Below are 16,692 nucleotides of genomic sequence, written 5' to 3'. Positions count from 1 at the left end.
TTCTAAGTTATAATATTTAAGTAGGCACATTTTCTTCATCTAGCACCTGTGGTTCTTTTTCGTGAGGTTTGGTAATGCGTTTCAATATATACGATAAAACCATGGCGAAGATGACGTAAGCCACAAAAATTAAATAGCCGGGTTGCAGGCTACTGTTATTTTCAGTAACCGTCTTTAACGGACCAGTGTCCATATTCAGGTTAGATAGCTGACTTTTCAAAATACCATTCAATCCGATATAAGTCATGGCAACGCCTACTACCATCACATCAGCCATATCCCACTTACCAGATTCGAAAGCCAGATAGCGTACTACCTTATTTTCTGCCAAACGGTCATTTCCCCATACATGTAAGCCTTTACCTAAAAGTCTTAGTGCAGGTAAAATAATAACGAAAATCATCATTAACGCGCCAACCATAATCGAATCGGGTTTAGGTTGTTTAATTAATGTTTCAATAATCCCCATGATGCTTTTACTCTGAAAAAACAACACCTGATTGCTAAAAGCAATATTTTCATCTAACAGCTTAAAATTCAGTGTCTGGATCCGTGCATCTACTTCAATAATGGTGGTGGTTATGCTCGAAGCCAAAAGCACAAAGGCAAAAAGGAGTGACATAATGAAAAGAGTGGTTTGCAATTGTGCTTTTTTTCTCAAAAGTAACCAAAGCACAAGCGCCAGAAGTACACAACCCAACATGGCATAGGCATAATTATATGTTAGCTTTTTAATTGCTGCAACCTTATTTTTAACTGTTTGATCGAAATCGGCAATATTAGAAACATTATACCTGGCAAACATTTGCTGGGTCATGGCATTTTTTGCTATTTCTGTTTTATCGTAAGTTTGATCTTCCAACTGGTCCATTTTACTGGACGCAATTCCTTTCAGCCTTTTTCTACTCGCCGGGCTATTGATTTTTGTAATAATTGTTTTAGAAAATGTAGGTACCATTGCGTGCAGTTCATCTTCATCTACAAAACTATTAAAAGCTAGTTTTTTAAGCTTGGCACCTAAACCTTTCTGCGGCTTATTAATTTGCGCAACCGTTTTATTAATTAAACCGTTTAACTGGTTTTCTACTTGTTCTTGTAGTGCGGCTTTCTGCTTGGCAGTCATGCTGAAGTCGTTTACCTGGCGACCTACCACATCAGAAATCTTCTCTCTCCATTGGTCTACAGAAAAAATGCCAAAGGTGATGCTATTGACCACGCTGTAATCTTCCTTTATTTGCTCCTGCTCTGCTGAAATGGTATACAGGCGATAGCCAAAATAGCTTTCCCCACAAAGCAGAATACCCAAACCAACGATAAGCAGAATATTGGCCACCGTAGTTTTTCTTTGGGCTGGTTGTTGAATATGATTTGTCAATGCTAATAGCTTTATATGATGGATAAATACCTGAACGATCTAGTGTGAATCGTGAGGAGTGATGAACTTCAGGATGGTAGACAATGTGAGTCCAAACAACACGAAACTGATGAAGATGATATAACCAGGCTGGAGTGCCGTATTGTTTGTGGTAATGATGGTGAGGAAATCGCTGTTAATGTGCAAGCTTTCCAATTGAGATTCTAACAAACCATTCAGGCCTATGTAAGTCATCAGGATGGCAATTACAATAACATCAGCCATGCTCCACTTACCAGACTGGAAAGCAAAGTACTTGATAAACTTGTTTTCGGCAAGGCGCCTGTTGCCTAACAGATGAATTCCGGTAGAACTTAATTTCATAATTGGAAACAACACACTAAAAACCAGGATCAAAACACCAACCAAAACTGAATCTATGGCCGATTGGCCAATTAAAACCCGCACCACATCCATAATACTTTTGCTCTGGAAAAAAAGCACCTGGTCTTTAAAAACCACATGTTCACCCAGAAGCATAAAATCAAGTGATTTAATTCTTGCATCTACCTCAATCATGGAAGCCGTTAAGCCAACTGCCAATAAAATGAATGCAAAAAGCAACGACATAATAAAAAGTGTGGTGTGTAATTCTACACGTTTTCTAAATGCCCACCAGAGCGATAACACCACCACAATACAACCAAGCATACCGAAAGAATAAGTATAGGTAGATTTCTTGATGCTGGCCAATGAGGTATTAAATTTATTATTCAATTGCGCTGTTGAAGAAACCTGGTATTTTTTATACATCCCTTTTGTAGTGGTTTCTATTGCGGTTAAGGTACTATCCATCGTACCTGTTTGCTCCATTTCCACAAACTTTCCCATTGCCATTTTACTCAACTTTTTCTTATTGGCTCGGTTATCAACCTGGGCAATAATGGTTTTGGCAAATCCAGGAGCCTGTGCTTTAATTTTATCTATGTCTACAAAATTGTTAATAACAAACTTTTTGATTTTCCCATCTACTGTTTTTTTAGGTTTATTTACAATCGCCTGCGCTTTATCAATTAAAGCAATAATTACACCCTCTACTTCCGTTTGAAGTGCTTTCTTCTGCTTGGGAGTCATAGTAAAATTGCGCACCTGGTGATTAACAATTGCAGCAACTTTATCATGCCATTGCGCAACAGAAAACAGACCATAAGTGATGTTGTTAATCTCAGAATAATCCTTTTTCAGGTCTTCCTGCTGACTGGAAAGTACATGCAATCTATAGGCAAAAAAGCCTTCTATACAAAGAAGAACGGCAAGAAAAAGGATCAGCAGAATTTTGGGCACGAACGATTTCGTTCCGCTAGCGGCTTTTTGTGGTGTTGTCAAGTTTATAATTTTAGGAGTATATGTTTTACAGAAAGGATCGGCTAATAAAACTGTTGATCAATCAAAAATATATGGTGGGGTAATGGTTTGGTTAGTATTTCAATTAATGATGTTAATCAATGTCGCAATTGTAGTGCAACGCGATCAACAAAATCTCCGATATCGAATGGCTTCCTGATAAAATCTTCTGGTTTACAATTATTTTGCACGTCGTTCTCCGTATAATTGGCACTCATCATAATTACAGGTATGGCAGCATAACTATCATTTGATTTGATTCCTTTGCAAACATCTATTCCGTTTCCATCAGGAAGCATGATATCCAGTATAAATATATCTGGTGTTATGGTTGTTACACCATTAGTAAAATCTTTAACTGTTGGATAGGAAAATACTTCATAATGTTCTGATTCCAACAAAAAACTGATGATCTCTCTGATATCATCATCATCTTCCAAAACGCAAACTTTTTTTCGCAGTTCCATGTAAATAATCGCTCAATTCGATATTTAACAGACAATTAGCAAGATGGTTTTAGTGAAATGAAATTATAGTTTAAAGGAGTACGAATTACATCCTATTTATCACTTTAAATTGATCTAAACGCGATAAAAGTGGAGATTTTAATAAATCTTTTTAAAAGCCAGCCGTATTGATATTGATGAAATAATTATCTCGGTTGACGATATTTCGAATTCCCAATATGGCCTCTTTTAAAATTGTCTAATCTATAGGTATAAAAAAATATTCTTTCTGCTGAGGTTATTCTGCTGAATCTGACAAAGCAATTAACATTGCGCCACTAATAATAGCAATACCACCAACCACGATTTGCCAGGTAATTTTTTCCTTCAAAAAAATGATTGAGAGTAAGATGGCAAATACGAGCGATGATCGTTCTATTGTAGACACATAAGATGCCGGCCCCATAGATAATGCTTTATAAGAAAACAAAGTAGAAAGCGAGGTGAAAATTCCAGCGGCTAGTAGAAACATCCATGCATTTTTTTCAATTCCTTTCAAATCGCCGAAATTACCCTGATAAAAAACCACTCCCCAGGTAATTAACAATATTAATATAGCCTGGATGGCAAATGCTAAACTCGAATCTACATTCTTTAATCCTGCCTTAGTTAAAACAATTACTAGTGCCGCTGAAATAGCAGCCAATGCTGCCCATAAAATCCACATTATTTAATAAATTACTTTAAGGATTGTATCCTTCATGTACACGATCAATTTTATTCTTCTAAACCTCTGCCTGTTTTATGTTGCAATTCATCTATGCGTTTAGAGGCTGCAGATTTAGTTAAGGTATGATCAAACTCCTCACCTGCTTCATCCGAAAGTGTTTTCAGATAAGATTCCTGCGCGCCAGTCATTGGTTCATCTCCAGTAGTCCACTCATCAGGATCTTTAATTGCATTTGATCCTGTAGGGTTTTGGTTGGTGCCGTTAGTATTCTCTTGCTCGTTGCCTACCGGCTTTTCTTCGTTGTTTATCATCGTTGTTTTATTTTTTGTATTTAGTATCTCAACAATTGTTTCTGATCAAAGTTTGGATACATTACCAACAGTTTACAACCTTATTCATGAAATAACGCAGATATAGTTTTAGAATATCATCATTGTCTGGCAATAGACCAGTCTGGCATGAATCGGCATCTATAAAAGATACCCAAATCAGCAGGTTCAATTAAGAAGAAGAAGTATGGATAAAAAAGTAAAATCCGGATCTTTGGAAATCAATATTTTGAATAGGCGGCGCATTAATACTAAGTCTTCGCACTTAACATTTAGTTTACTATCAATAAGCTTAAAATAAGAAAATCAAGGAGTTATATTGATAGCGTTATGTATTTGCTTACCCTTTAATATACAACGTTTATTTATAGATGATTAATTCTGTCAAAGCCTTTAACATTTAATAGAACGGATAATCCAACAGAGCTTAGGTTACCTTCATACTTGCCAATACCTGTTAATGGCAACTTAATAAATGGCTGCAAGCCGATACTAAAATTAGCATTCACTTTACGTTCTACACTAACAGAAAGATTGGCAACACCAAAAAAATGTTTATTTCCGGTAACCGTTTCGTTGCTAACAGCAGACGTAGGCCCAGAGGTTAGCTGGTATTTCTCGTTCAGCATCAGGTAACTGGATATACCTGCGCTGGCATTAAATGCTATATTTCGCTTATTAAAAACCCTATAGTTAATATTGATCGGTAAATCCAATACCTTGCAATCTGCCTGCACGCTCCAGTCGGTACCTACATAACCATTTACCAACCTGCCATTACTGTTATAATCGTAAAGCTTTTTGGCATAAATTATTCCGGTAGATAAACCTATTCTTTTAGTCATTGCGTAATTAACCAGCAATCCAACATCGGTACTCACCTTATTATTAATGCTAGAGCTTGTAGAAGAAATATCAGGCGCTGCCATTACCGTAAAGGAAAGCCTTTGCGGTTCAACTAATTTTTGAAGTTCCTTTTCTGTAGGTTTAAATTTTCCAAAACTAAGGCCCGCCAGAGCAGTCTGATTTATTTTAGCTTCTACTAAGGCCGCATCACCAGGATATTCTTTTCTCAGGGTGATAGCGGTATGAACTGGCTGTAAAATCCTGATTTCAGCATTTTTCTTAAGAGGCGACGCTTCTCCTTTAGTGATGACTGGCTGTTTAATTGCTAATTGCTGCTCTCCTACCGGTTGTTTATCTATTTTCGGATCAACAGGCATTTCAACAGGCAGATTCTTTAGTGTAACCACTGGTTTCTGGCTTTTTTCTATCCTTTTTACAGTATCAACTTTCTTCGGCGCATTAAAAAAAACAAAGAAAATTAATATCGATGCAGCTGCAGCTGTTAGCACGCTCCACCAGATAGGAAACGTACTTTTTTTATCTTGTTGATCGAGTTTTTCGGACATAGCCATCCAATCTTCCTCACGAAAGGGAATGTCAACCTCTTCCATCCCCTCTCTAAACAATCTGTCAAGATTATGCTCGTCTTTCATTTTTCCTTTCTTGTTCATTGTCAGAGACAACCTTCAATTTAATGGTGTTGGTTTCCATATCCCTGATCATATCCTGCAGCTTTTGCCTGGCTTTAAAAAGATTAGATTTAGAACTTCCAACGGAAATATTTAGCTTTTTTGCAATTTCATCGTGCGAATAACCATCAATAGCATACATATTGAAAACAACTCTATAACTGGGCGAAAGGCTTTGCACAAGCAATAAAAGTTCTTTATATGCCATTTGCCCATAAACAACAGCTTCAGTACCGTTATGTTCATACTCACTGATGTCATCATGCCCTGTAAAGCGAAGATTTGCACGATAGTGATCTATGGCGGTATTTACCATGATCTTACCTATCCAGGCCTTAATAGGCTTAGTGGCATCATATAGGCCTATATTATTGAAAATTTTTAAAAATCCTTTATTTAACACATCCGAGGCTTCAAATTCACTTATGGAGTATCGTTTGCATATCCCCAAACTATAACTATAAAATTCTTTGTATAGCAAATGTTGGCTGGCTCTATCCTTCCTGATACATCCATCAATAATTTCTTTTGTTAACAAATTTAAGTTACTGCTATGATCTTCTTTATACACGATATACGGAACAAATCCTGAAAAGGTTGTCTAAGCTATGAAAAATTTTTGTAACAATTTTAATCCATTGATAGACAATTGATTACTTAATAAATAAAAATATCCTCAATTTTCAGGCAACCTTTTAATAACAGCGGCCGTAATCCTAATAATTCAAAACAAAAATTTAAAATAAAATCATCTTATGAAATTTAAACTAAACATCTGGTTAGTATTTTCGCTCCTTTTCGTTACCGTGTTCTCTTCTTGTTCTAAAAAGGACGAAGTAACACCTGATCCCACTACCACAACAGGTAAAAAAACTTTAAAAACAGTTACTAATGCCACTTTCGGAACAGTTATTACTGATGGTGATGGCAGAACCTTGTATTTCTTTTCTATTGATGCTAACGGCAGCTCTGGATGTACCGGTGGCTGTGAAACTGCATGGCCTGTATTTTTGGCTGATGATGTAACAAATGTACCGGGCCTGGCCGCGGCAGATCTTGCTACCATCACCAGGGCTGATGGCAAAAGACAAACCACTTATAAAGGCTGGCCTTTATATTATTTTGCAGGCGATACTGCTCCGTTAGATATTAAAGGTGATGCTTCTGGCGGAACGTGGTTTGTAGCTAAACCAGACTATTCTGTTATGCTGGCCAGCACACAATTGGTTGGAAATGACGGAAACAATTATCTGGAAAACAATAGTGTGGGTACTGGCGTAACGCAATACCTAACTGATGCATCAGGACGTACACTTTACGGTTTTGCTCCAGACAGATTTAACGTAAATACCTATACCCGGGCAGACTTGAGTAACAACGCGATCTGGCCAATTTACGAATCTGCTGTGCTTAATGTCCCTTCTGTACTGGCAAAAACCATGTTTGCTCAAATTACCGTAGCCGGAAGAACTCAGTTAACTTATAGAGGCCGCCCCTTGTATTATTTCGGTCCTGATGCTAAACGTGGCGAAACCAAAGGGGTAAGTGTTCCCAGCCCTGGTGTTTGGCCAATTTTAACCCTGAATACAACTCCCTTAAATCCATAACTATGAAAACAAATCAAAGATTCATCTACATCGCACTGGTTTTATTCTATGTGCTGTTAAGCATCAGCTGCTCTAAGCGACAGGCTGACGAAGTCGTACCTCAAACCCCTGGGGTAGGCGCATCTACAGTAACCTACACCAATTTTACTGAAGCGCTAATCCAGACAAAATGTGCCGGATGCCACGGTACAGGAAGATCGGCTGCCGGCATCTGGAATTTCAATGGTTTAGCATCCATTACCAGTAACGAAGCCCGAATCAGACGGGTAGTGCTGGAAACCAGATCAATGCCAATTGGAAATTCTTTAACCGCTACAGAACTTAGCTCTTTAAGAGAATGGTTTGACAATAATATGCCTAATTAATTATGAAAAATATACTTCTTTTATTGGTACTGGGGGTCTTTTATTTCCCAGCCTCTTCGCAAATAATCACAACAAACAAAGCTCAGGTATCTTTTTTTTCGAAAACTCCACTGGAGGATATTGAAGCAAAAAGTGTAGTCGGCAATTCAGTGATCGACGTTATATCTGGTAAGATCATTTTCCGCGTAAGTAACCGTTCTTTCCAGTTTCCTAAAAAACTAATGCAGGAACATTTCAATGAAAATTATATGGAGTCAGAAAAATATCCGGTTTCAGAATTTAAAGGAACACTTTCTACACCCATCAACTTAGAAAAAGATGGTTTAACTAAAATGGATGTTGATGGAACACTTAATGTGCATGGGGTAACTAAGCCATGTAAAGCAAAGGTAGATATTCTCGTTTCGAAGGGAACAGTATCTGCAACATCTACATTTAAAATCGTTATCGCGGATCACAAAATTGAGATCCCAACACTTGTTTTCAAAAATATTGCAGAAAACATCGATGTACGTATCCAGGCAACCTATACAAAGAAGAACTAATGAAAAAATACACAAGCAAACTAACACTATGTTTATCGCTACTAGCCATTACGATATCATTTAAGGGATATGGGCAGGATGAACTCGAAAAAGCAATGGCCGCCCCGGGTGGTAAAAGCGAAAAGGTGATTGCCACATTTAAAGCAACAAAGCTGATTAATGGCCACACCAATGAAACACTTTATAAACACGAACTTGATTTCAAAGTAGATCACCGCTTTGGAGATATCGCAGGCAGTAACGGTGGATTAAAACAGTTCTTTGGACTGGATAATTCTACTGACGTGAGAATTGGGTTTGAATACGGTGTAAGCGACAAACTTACCATCGGCCTGGCCCGCTCCAAAGGCGCAACTTCGGTACAGCAACTTTATGAAGGAAGCATCAAATATCGTTTATTGGAACAAACTGTAGATGATAAGGTGCCACTAGCAATTACACTTTTTGGAAGTAATACCATCGCAGCAGTGAAGGCCAATACTGACGATCCAAGTTCTGCTACTTCTTACCGGAATTTTGGAGAACGTATGAACTGGGTGTCGCAAATTATTTTAGCGAGAAAGTTTAATTCTAATTTTTCTTTTAGCTTAACACCGAGTTATGTACACCGAAACCTTACTGTTTTTAGAGATGCAAATGACATGTTTGCACTTGGTGCTGGCGGAAGATTCAAATTTACCAAACGCATGGCGCTGGTAGTAGATTATTTTTTGCCTTTCCGAAACAAGGAAGACAAACAGTATGTTGAAGCACAAAGGGCAACAAAATTCTATAACCCGTTAGGTGTAGGTTTGGAAATGGAAACTGGTGGTCACGTGTTCCACATCAACTTTACGAATGCTACAGCCATTCAGGAAATGCAATTTATTCCCGAAACCACAAGTTCGTGGCTAAAGGGCCAATACCGTTGGGGGTTCAGCATTTCCAGAAGATTCTCTTTCGATCGCAACAAAAAATCAAAAGAAGCTAAACCGGAATAATCAGACCAGTAGTTGCCTTTTGATTAATGTGGATATTGATTGTTTTGGTTAATCGTTTTTTGTTGTTAAAAGACAAAAACTACATGGCGAAAAAAAAGTAAAACAAAACACAACTAATCCGGTTACTACAATACATCTATCTAAAAAACTGATCGTATACTTTGGTTAGTTGACCGATCAAAAAAATAAGGCCACTATCTTTTTAGTGGCCTTATTTAATTCAAACATTTTTTCTTCTTCATCTATCTCATTGATTACTAATCAAATAAACAATTCATATTCTTAATAAACGAACGTTATCCAAAAGCGCATTTAAATTTTTCAGTTAAATCTTTTTGGTTTTATAGAAAACAATTTTAGAAAATTGTCGTTCTGCTGTGAGAATTTATTAACTTAATACAAATGGAAATACATAGGGGGAAACTGCTTAAATCTATCATTCATAAAAGCAACATATCAATTTTTGAATTATCAAAAACGTTGGAATATTCGATCGATGCCATTCATCACCATATAGAAATGGAAACCCTCGATTTTAAATTATTATCTGCGTATGGTGATGTTTTAAATTACGACTTTTCTATAGATTTCCCTGAAATGGCCGCCAATTTAGTCACTCAGGAAGAAATGGAAACAGAAGATTTTAATTATGATGAACTGATAAAAGATCGGGATCACTGGAAGTTAAAGTATATTCAACTGCTGGAAAAACACAATGAGCTTCTTATTCGCAGGTTAAATTTCCCTTCTTCAAATTAGCGACCCAAACTAATTAAAAAAGACTCACTCCGTCCTCATCAAGCGTTGCACTACTTACAGCTGTAGCTATGTTCTACTGCTTACGTAATTTAGCCATCTCGCTCCCGGGTAACCTTAGGTAATTTGTTGTAAGACCTAGCCGATCCCTCCCACTTCCTCTCGATCCATCAATTGAGGTAGATGCAGCATCCTCAAGCGCATCTACAACCTACTAAAGTAGATGAATTCAATGAAATAGAATTCACACCCCGATCTCTGACTACCGGCCGATCATTTAATACACCGCTTAGATTAGATATCGCTCACCCACAGAAAAACTTCGCTGTTTCTAAAAAAGAACTACCCTACAATTTGCCATATCTGATAGTCAGAAAAAAAATTGTGTGAAAGTAGCCATTGCACGATTTCAATTAAATGATAAAAACTCAAACAAAAAGTATATTTATTTATTTTATATACATAATTTAGTAAATTAATATACTAAATTAGATTTAAGCAAATTCATTTCAGCTGACTTTAGCGTTTAGGCATGCTGATCCTGGAAAAAAAGTAAAAACATTTCAACTCATGAGATTTAAGGATAAAAATATATTAGTTATTGGCGGCAGTTCCGGGATTGGGTTGGCACTTTTAGATGCACTTCATCATGAGGGCGCAAACATTTATGCTGCATCCAGAACGAAAAGCGAAGACTGGCCTAATGGCGTAAACTATCAGGCTATTGATGTTCTGGAAAACCTGGAACCCATTGCTTCCTTCGTTCCTGAACAATTGCATGGATTGGTCTATAGTGTTGGAAATATCAATTTGAAACCATTTGCAAGGGTGAGCGAAACTGACTTTATTGATGATTTCAGGTTAAATGTTGTTGGTGCTGCCCTGTCCATTCAAAAATCGCTTAAATCATTAAAAAATGCGGGCAATGCATCAGTTGTACTGATCAGTTCAGTTGCTGCAACAACTGGAATGGGTTTTCACTCCAGTATTTCTGCTTCCAAAGCTGCGCTTGAAGGATTGGCGGTATCGCTTGCTGCTGAATTGAGTAGCAGTCATATCCGCGTAAATGTGGTTGCGCCATCGTTAACCAATACACCACTGGCTTCCAAATTATTAAATACGCCTGAAAAAATGGAGGCATCAGCAAAAAGACATCCCCTTGGGAAATATGGTGAACCAACTGACATCAGCGCTGCGATTTCATTCCTATTATCAGATGAAAGCAGTTGGATTACGGGTCAGGTGATTGCTGTTGATGGTGGCATGGGCAAATTAAAAACAAATCTTTAGTGATGGATATTAGCCACCCAAACCTCCTCGAAATGGAGAAACCTTACCGGAATACACTAATTAATTCGTTGCCTGGTCTGAAATGCCTGCAAATGGTGGGCACCATGAGTGAAAACGGCCATAGCAATCTCGGATTATTTAATTCTATCTTCCATTTAGGATCTGACCTTGCGCTCTTAGGAATGATTTTTCGCCCGAAATCTACCGACCATGCCACTTTGAGCAACATCGAAAGAACAGGATTTTACACCTTTAATAATGTACTGGAAGGTTTCATAGCCCAAGCACATCAAACCAGTGCAAGATACCCAGCAGGGTTTTCTGAATTTGTAGAATGCGGTTTTACGGAAACTTTTCTCGGCGGTTTTGAAGCCCCATTTGTGGCAGAATCCACAATCAAAATTGCTTTAACGCTTCAGGAAGTTTTACCAATGAAGATTAACGGCACAACGCTGGTAATCGGGAAGATAACAAATGTTCACTTACCAGATAATCTGGTGGCTAAAGATGGTTACGTTGATCATTTTAAAGCAGGAACACTAACGGTGGCCGGCCTCGACAGCTATTTTGCTCCCCGCCCCGTTGCCAGATTTAAATATGCAAAGGCTAATCAATCTGTTCAAGAATTATAATCATGACACCATCTACAAAAAAAGAAGATTATGATGTTGTAATAGTAGGTGCCGGAATTGCCGGATTGTCTGCGGCAAAGCTTTTAAAGGAAAAAGGAAAAAAAATCTTGGTTATTGAGGCTTCCGATGGAGTTGGTGGTCGGGTAAGAAGCGATTCAAAAGATGGCTATATCCTGGATCGGGGTTTCCAGATATTACTTACTGCCTATCCCGAAGCTAAAAAACTACTGGATTATAACCGATTAGACCTGAGGAGTTTTCTCCCTGGCGCAATGATTCTAGACGAAAACGGAAGTCATAAAATTGGCGATCCTATACGGGAACCCTTGTTGCTTTTTAAAACACTTTTTTCGCCTGTTGGAAATATTGGGGATAAGCTTCGCCTGTTAAAATTGAAGGTAAAACTACGTTTGAGTTCAGTAGATGAAATTTTCCTCAGACCAGAAACTGATACTTTATCTTATTTACACCGCCTTGGCTTTAGCAATAAATTTATAGAAAAATTCTTCAGGCCTTTTTTCACTGGAATTTTTCTGGAAGATCAACTGGAAACTTCCAGCAGGATGTTTGAATTTGTGTTTAAAATGTTAAGCGAAGGTGATGCAGCCGTTCCGGCAAAAGGAATGAGTAGCATTACTGAACAACTTGCAGCGCAATTAACGAATGAAGAATTGATCTTAAATGAAAAAGTAACAAGCATTAAAAACGGGATGGTGATCACTGCTTCCGGGAGGAGTTATAAGCCAAGTTACATTATTCTTGCTACTGTCTCTGCAAATTTAGATCTTCAGGAAAATAGTTTAAATAATCCGTTACTAAAATCAGCTTTGACCATGTATTTTTCTTCTGACTACAGACCAGATGCTGAAAAAAGAATCATCCTGAACAGCCATTCAGATCAACTCATTAATAATATTGCCTTTATGGAGCAGGTATCTCCCTTTTATGCTCCGGCAGGAAAATCTTTAATATCAGTATCTATTAAAACCAGCAAGGTGGTACAAGCAATTGCTATGGAAGAAAAGGTAAGGGAAGAACTTGCGCAGTGGTTTAATGATGTGCAGCACTGGACTCTGTTGGCCAGTTATCCTATTCCTTTTGCGCTCCCGGATAATAAAACTGTCCGAAATGAAAACAACTTAAACTTCATTCGCCTGGCAGAAAATTGTTACGCATGCGGTGATCATTTATTAAATGGCGCAATGAAAAGTGCCATCACGGTAGTCGACGAAATTTTAAACACCAAACAACAATAATATAAAAAGATGTTATATAACCTGATTAATGAATTGTTAGGCTTGGTACAGCATTATGAAACCAGCGCTAAAAACCCTGCTGATGATCTGGCTGCTTTTTACAAATGGTTAGATAAAGCGCCTGCAGCCAAATCTCCAATAGCTGAGCCCGATTGGAATGGTAAAGAGAATGGCCGGTCGGCTGATAGTGTGATTAATACCTCTTTGGTACACCTCTACCGATATGCTAAAATGCAGGCAAAAATGGCAATTGCAGGTACTACGTTTTCTACTTCCGATGAGTTTATCTACTTAATCAGCCTTGCAAATTCCGGAAGCATGAGCAAAACGGCATTAATTAAACAAAACGTGCACGAAAAGGCAGCAGGAACATTGATTATTAATAGGTTAATCAAAAAAGGCTTTGTAGAACAACAATCAATTGATAGCGACAAGCGAAGCAGAATAATCGTAATTACAGAACAAGGCAAAGCAGAATTAAATGCCAGCTTTGATCGCATCAGAACTGCGTCTGCAAATGTAACCGAGCCACTCTCGGAAGCAGAAAAGATGACGTTAATTTCGCTGTTGCTTAAACTCGAAGATTTCCATTGGGCAAAATCTGAAGGAAAGTTTTAAAAGCAAAATTAGTGAAGTTTCATTAAAATCCCCATCGGAATTTCGGTGAAGCAGGATGAAATATTAAACAGGCATACTAAGCATTTGCCATTATAATAAGGAGTAATTAGTGTTTTAACTGATCTCCTATAGCATAAAAAATGAAGGTAATTTTTGATAACGTATCTGCAGAATGCAGTAAAATAGTAACTAAACGCTATAGCACCAGTTTTGCTTTAGGTATTAATTTTTTGGGGCGAGAACTTCGTGCGCCGATTTATGCCATTTATGGATTTGTACGACTTGCCGATGAAATTGTGGATAGTTTCCATGATTACGATAAGGTTGCACTTTTAGCAAAGTTTCGAAGAGATTGTTTCGAAGCGATAGACGAAGGAATTAGCCTCAACCCTATTTTACACACTTTTCAACAGGTAGTAAACCAATTTCAAATTGAGCGCGAGCTGATTATACTATTCCTGGAAAGTATGGAAATGGATTTGAAGCGGGAAACTTATACGCCAGAGAAATATGAAAGATATATACTGGGATCTGCACAGGTGGTTGGTTTGATGTGTCTGCATGTTTTTACCAACGGAGATAAAACAGCCTACGAACGCTTAAAAGATTCGGCGATGATGTTAGGTTCTGCCTTTCAAAAAGTAAATTTTTTAAGGGATATTAATGCGGATTACTATATTCTCAGCAGAACCTATTTTCCGGATGTGGATTTGTCTACATTTTCTGATTTGGAAAAAAAGCAGATTGAAACCGACATCCAAAAGGAATTCAATGCCGCACTTATCGGTATCCGTAGTTTACCGGAAACTTCGAGAAGAGGTGTTTACCTGGCCTACGTTTACTATCAAAAACTCTTCGATAAAATTAAAAATAAAAATGCAAAACAAGTCATGGCAGAGCGGATCAGAATTTCTAACCTAAGGAAGTTTGCCCTCATGTTTAACTCTACTTTAAAATGCAGTACAAATAGGATTTAAGTTGATTACTTCTTTATGGAAATGTGTCGATTAACCACAGATAAAAAAGGGTAAACACAGGTATAAATCCGTGTACATCTGTGGTTAAAAATTCCTTAAATTAATAACATTGATATTTCACCTACTTAACCAGAACTAAAAGGTTTTTGAATAAGAAATTCCCTGAACGCCAGACCCATAAAAGGGCATAATGGATACCTGACGTTGCCCTTTGGTATTGAAAATACTTTTGATATAGGGGTATATCAGATAAGAAATTTTTGTCGAAGCCAAACCGAAACCAGCTCCTGCAACCACATCACTAAACCAATGTTTGTTATTATAAACGCGAAGTGCACCGGTTGCAGTGGCCACGAAATAGCCTGCATAACCAATCCATGGATTAACCCCTCTATATTCCTGATTTAAAAATTCTGCAGCCATAAAAGCGGAAGCGGTATGTCCGGATGGGAAAGAATTATAACCATCATTATTTGGCCGCAATCTCCCAACCCCCTGTTTCACAAAATGTGTAGATACGCCCATAATTGCCGCTGAAGTTGCGTACAACATCGTGGCATCAAAAAGATTGTGTTTCCCCTTTATCCCAGCAAGATTCAGGGCATAAACAGCCGCTGCCGGAGCCAAGTGCAAATAATCATCAATACGTGCTGCAAAGAGCGGATGATCTTCTTGTAATTCTGCCCTTGTACTCAGATCCAGTTTCGCCAGGGCACCATGATCGTAAACAGCCGCAAAACCATAACCAATCAACACCGCCGGAATGATAAACGATTGAGGCTTAAATTTTACTTTAGGTATTTGCTCACCGCGATACCAGTTCGAAGCATTAATTGGTTGTGCATTAGCCAGAGAATCTACCACCTGAGCAAAGGTAAACTGATGCGAAAAAAGCAAAGTAAACAGCATCAACCGACCAAAAACCATCCGTCTATTCCTTCCAAACTTATTTAACCAGTGGAATTGACAACCAGCCTTTGCCGGATTGGTGATGGTGGTAACTGATTTGCTATTCGTACGCATAGAACTATTCTCTCAGGAAAAATAAGCATTAATTCTGGAGTAACGTTGTAGTTAAGGTTTTATGGATGAAATAAAGTAAAAAAGCAATCTTTCCTACCATCATTAATAAATAAAACCATGATACTGTGTTGAAATTTTATGTATTAGACTTACAAAATTTCAAAAGCCATTACGATGAAATATTTCGAAATTTCTGATTGAAATACCGTAAAGCGCCCGAGTATTTCCTGCAACAAAGGTCATCAAACTTCGTAAGCTATTATCATTCATAAATGATAGCTAACAGGACTTCTACGGGAAACAAAAAGGATAAATACCCAATTTTGGCCTGAAAAGTACCCAACCTTAACAAAGCAGATTCTCCGGTTAAAAATACCCTTTAAATTTATACTTTAAAAGAAGCGCATATGTCGAAAATTCTTGTAGTAGAAGATGATCTAAGCAACGCTGAAGTGATTCAGATGATATTGGAAGATCAGAATTTTGAAGTGGAAAGTATTTGCCAGGCAGATAAGTTAAATGCTGCGATAAAAAGTTTTAAGCCAGATTTGATCGTAATGGATATTCTCCTCTACAACCATGATGGTAGGATACTTTGCAATTCATTAAAAAGCAATATTCAAACCATGGATATTCCCATTTTACTGATCACGGCAATGCTGGAATCAAAAGCAAATGAAATGATAAACCTGGCAGATGCGTTGATGTTTAAGCCTTTTGACTATCGAGTTCTTAGCAGAAAAGTACGCGAATTAATTCATTAAAGTTGCTATTGGTAATCTGAACGTTGTTAAATTACACCAAAGCACTTTTATCTCTATGGCTGGTAAAAAACATATTTAAGC

The 16,692-nt window shown here is 37.7% G+C and carries 19 protein-coding genes; 11 read left to right on the top strand and 8 right to left on the bottom strand.

What is annotated here, in order from left to right:
• Window positions 1–16: 16 nt before the first annotated feature.
• The 7 genes from SOM16_RS07365 to SOM16_RS07335 all read right to left on the bottom strand — a co-directional run bounded on the left by SOM16_RS07365 (window position 17) and on the right by SOM16_RS07335 (window position 6,336).
• Window positions 17–1,375 carry a paraquat-inducible protein A gene (locus SOM16_RS07365; RefSeq protein ID WP_320463347.1) on the bottom strand — a complete coding sequence of 453 codons (1,359 nt, stop codon included), beginning with the start codon at window positions 1,373–1,375 and terminating at the stop codon, window positions 17–19.
• Between the two features lie 39 nt (window positions 1,376–1,414).
• Window positions 1,415–2,740: a paraquat-inducible protein A gene (locus SOM16_RS07360; protein ID WP_320463346.1), complete on the bottom strand. Its 1,326-nt coding sequence runs from the start codon at window positions 2,738–2,740 to the stop codon at window positions 1,415–1,417.
• Between the two features lie 116 nt (window positions 2,741–2,856).
• Window positions 2,857–3,225 carry a response regulator transcription factor gene (locus SOM16_RS07355; protein WP_320463345.1) on the bottom strand — a complete coding sequence of 123 codons (369 nt, stop codon included), beginning with the start codon at window positions 3,223–3,225 and terminating at the stop codon, window positions 2,857–2,859.
• Window positions 3,226–3,502: 277 nt separating this feature from the next.
• Window positions 3,503–3,931: an EamA family transporter gene (locus SOM16_RS07350; RefSeq protein WP_320463344.1), complete on the bottom strand. Its 429-nt coding sequence runs from the start codon at window positions 3,929–3,931 to the stop codon at window positions 3,503–3,505.
• A 50-nt stretch (window positions 3,932–3,981) separates the two neighbouring features.
• The gene (locus tag SOM16_RS07345) at window positions 3,982–4,245 is read right to left on the bottom strand and encodes a DUF3072 domain-containing protein (protein ID WP_320463343.1); all 264 of its coding nucleotides are present in this window, start codon (window positions 4,243–4,245) and stop codon (window positions 3,982–3,984) included.
• A 383-nt stretch (window positions 4,246–4,628) separates the two neighbouring features.
• The gene (locus tag SOM16_RS07340; RefSeq protein ID WP_320463342.1) at window positions 4,629–5,780 is read right to left on the bottom strand and encodes an outer membrane beta-barrel protein; all 1,152 of its coding nucleotides are present in this window, start codon (window positions 5,778–5,780) and stop codon (window positions 4,629–4,631) included.
• On the bottom strand, window positions 5,746–6,336 hold the full coding sequence (locus tag SOM16_RS07335) for a sigma-70 family RNA polymerase sigma factor (RefSeq protein ID WP_320463341.1): 591 nt from the start codon (window positions 6,334–6,336) through the stop codon (window positions 5,746–5,748). The genes SOM16_RS07340 and SOM16_RS07335 overlap by 35 nt, the downstream gene beginning before the upstream one ends.
• Before the next feature lie 217 nt (window positions 6,337–6,553).
• Between SOM16_RS07335 and SOM16_RS07330 the strand changes: the two genes are divergently transcribed.
• The 10 genes from SOM16_RS07330 to SOM16_RS07285 all read left to right on the top strand — a co-directional run bounded on the left by SOM16_RS07330 (window position 6,554) and on the right by SOM16_RS07285 (window position 14,824).
• Window positions 6,554–7,405 (top strand): hypothetical protein, encoded by an 852-nt coding sequence (locus tag SOM16_RS07330; RefSeq protein WP_320463340.1) that lies wholly within the window; start codon window positions 6,554–6,556, stop codon window positions 7,403–7,405.
• 2 nt (window positions 7,406–7,407) lie between these two features.
• Entirely contained in the window at window positions 7,408–7,770 is a 363-nt protein-coding gene (locus tag SOM16_RS07325; protein ID WP_320463339.1) for a cytochrome c, read from the top strand.
• 2 nt (window positions 7,771–7,772) lie between these two features.
• Window positions 7,773–8,315: a YceI family protein gene (locus SOM16_RS07320; protein ID WP_320463338.1), complete on the top strand. Its 543-nt coding sequence runs from the start codon at window positions 7,773–7,775 to the stop codon at window positions 8,313–8,315.
• Window positions 8,315–9,295 (top strand): DUF5777 family beta-barrel protein, encoded by a 981-nt coding sequence (locus tag SOM16_RS07315; RefSeq protein WP_320463337.1) that lies wholly within the window; start codon window positions 8,315–8,317, stop codon window positions 9,293–9,295. The genes SOM16_RS07320 and SOM16_RS07315 overlap by 1 nt, the downstream gene beginning before the upstream one ends.
• 402 nt (window positions 9,296–9,697) lie before the next feature.
• Complete coding sequence (locus SOM16_RS07310) at window positions 9,698–10,054, top strand: hypothetical protein (RefSeq protein ID WP_320463336.1); 357 nt, start codon at window positions 9,698–9,700, stop codon at window positions 10,052–10,054.
• Window positions 10,055–10,621: 567 nt separating this feature from the next.
• Complete coding sequence (locus SOM16_RS07305; protein ID WP_320463335.1) at window positions 10,622–11,341, top strand: SDR family oxidoreductase; 720 nt, start codon at window positions 10,622–10,624, stop codon at window positions 11,339–11,341.
• Window positions 11,342–11,343: 2 nt separating this feature from the next.
• Window positions 11,344–11,973: a flavin reductase family protein gene (locus SOM16_RS07300; RefSeq protein ID WP_320463334.1), complete on the top strand. Its 630-nt coding sequence runs from the start codon at window positions 11,344–11,346 to the stop codon at window positions 11,971–11,973.
• Window positions 11,974–11,975: 2 nt separating this feature from the next.
• Window positions 11,976–13,229 carry an NAD(P)/FAD-dependent oxidoreductase gene (locus SOM16_RS07295; protein WP_320463333.1) on the top strand — a complete coding sequence of 418 codons (1,254 nt, stop codon included), beginning with the start codon at window positions 11,976–11,978 and terminating at the stop codon, window positions 13,227–13,229.
• Between the two features lie 9 nt (window positions 13,230–13,238).
• On the top strand, window positions 13,239–13,847 hold the full coding sequence (locus SOM16_RS07290; protein WP_320463332.1) for a MarR family winged helix-turn-helix transcriptional regulator: 609 nt from the start codon (window positions 13,239–13,241) through the stop codon (window positions 13,845–13,847).
• Window positions 13,848–13,987: 140 nt separating this feature from the next.
• Window positions 13,988–14,824 carry a phytoene/squalene synthase family protein gene (locus tag SOM16_RS07285; RefSeq protein ID WP_320463331.1) on the top strand — a complete coding sequence of 279 codons (837 nt, stop codon included), beginning with the start codon at window positions 13,988–13,990 and terminating at the stop codon, window positions 14,822–14,824.
• A gap of 135 nt (window positions 14,825–14,959) precedes the next feature.
• Here SOM16_RS07285 and SOM16_RS07280 read toward each other — a convergent pair whose 3' ends face one another.
• Window positions 14,960–15,847: a phosphatase PAP2 family protein gene (locus SOM16_RS07280; RefSeq protein ID WP_320463330.1), complete on the bottom strand. Its 888-nt coding sequence runs from the start codon at window positions 15,845–15,847 to the stop codon at window positions 14,960–14,962.
• Between the two features lie 407 nt (window positions 15,848–16,254).
• On the opposite strand from SOM16_RS07280, the gene SOM16_RS07275 reads away from it, so the two are divergent.
• Entirely contained in the window at window positions 16,255–16,611 is a 357-nt protein-coding gene (locus SOM16_RS07275) for a response regulator (protein ID WP_320463329.1), read from the top strand.
• The last annotated feature ends 81 nt before the right edge of the window (window positions 16,612–16,692 follow it).

Origin of the sequence: Pedobacter sp. CFBP9032 (genome assembly GCF_034045265.1) — a bacterium.
Taxonomy (GTDB): domain Bacteria; phylum Bacteroidota; class Bacteroidia; order Sphingobacteriales; family Sphingobacteriaceae; genus Pedobacter.
This window is presented reverse-complemented; position numbering and strand designations above follow the sequence as displayed.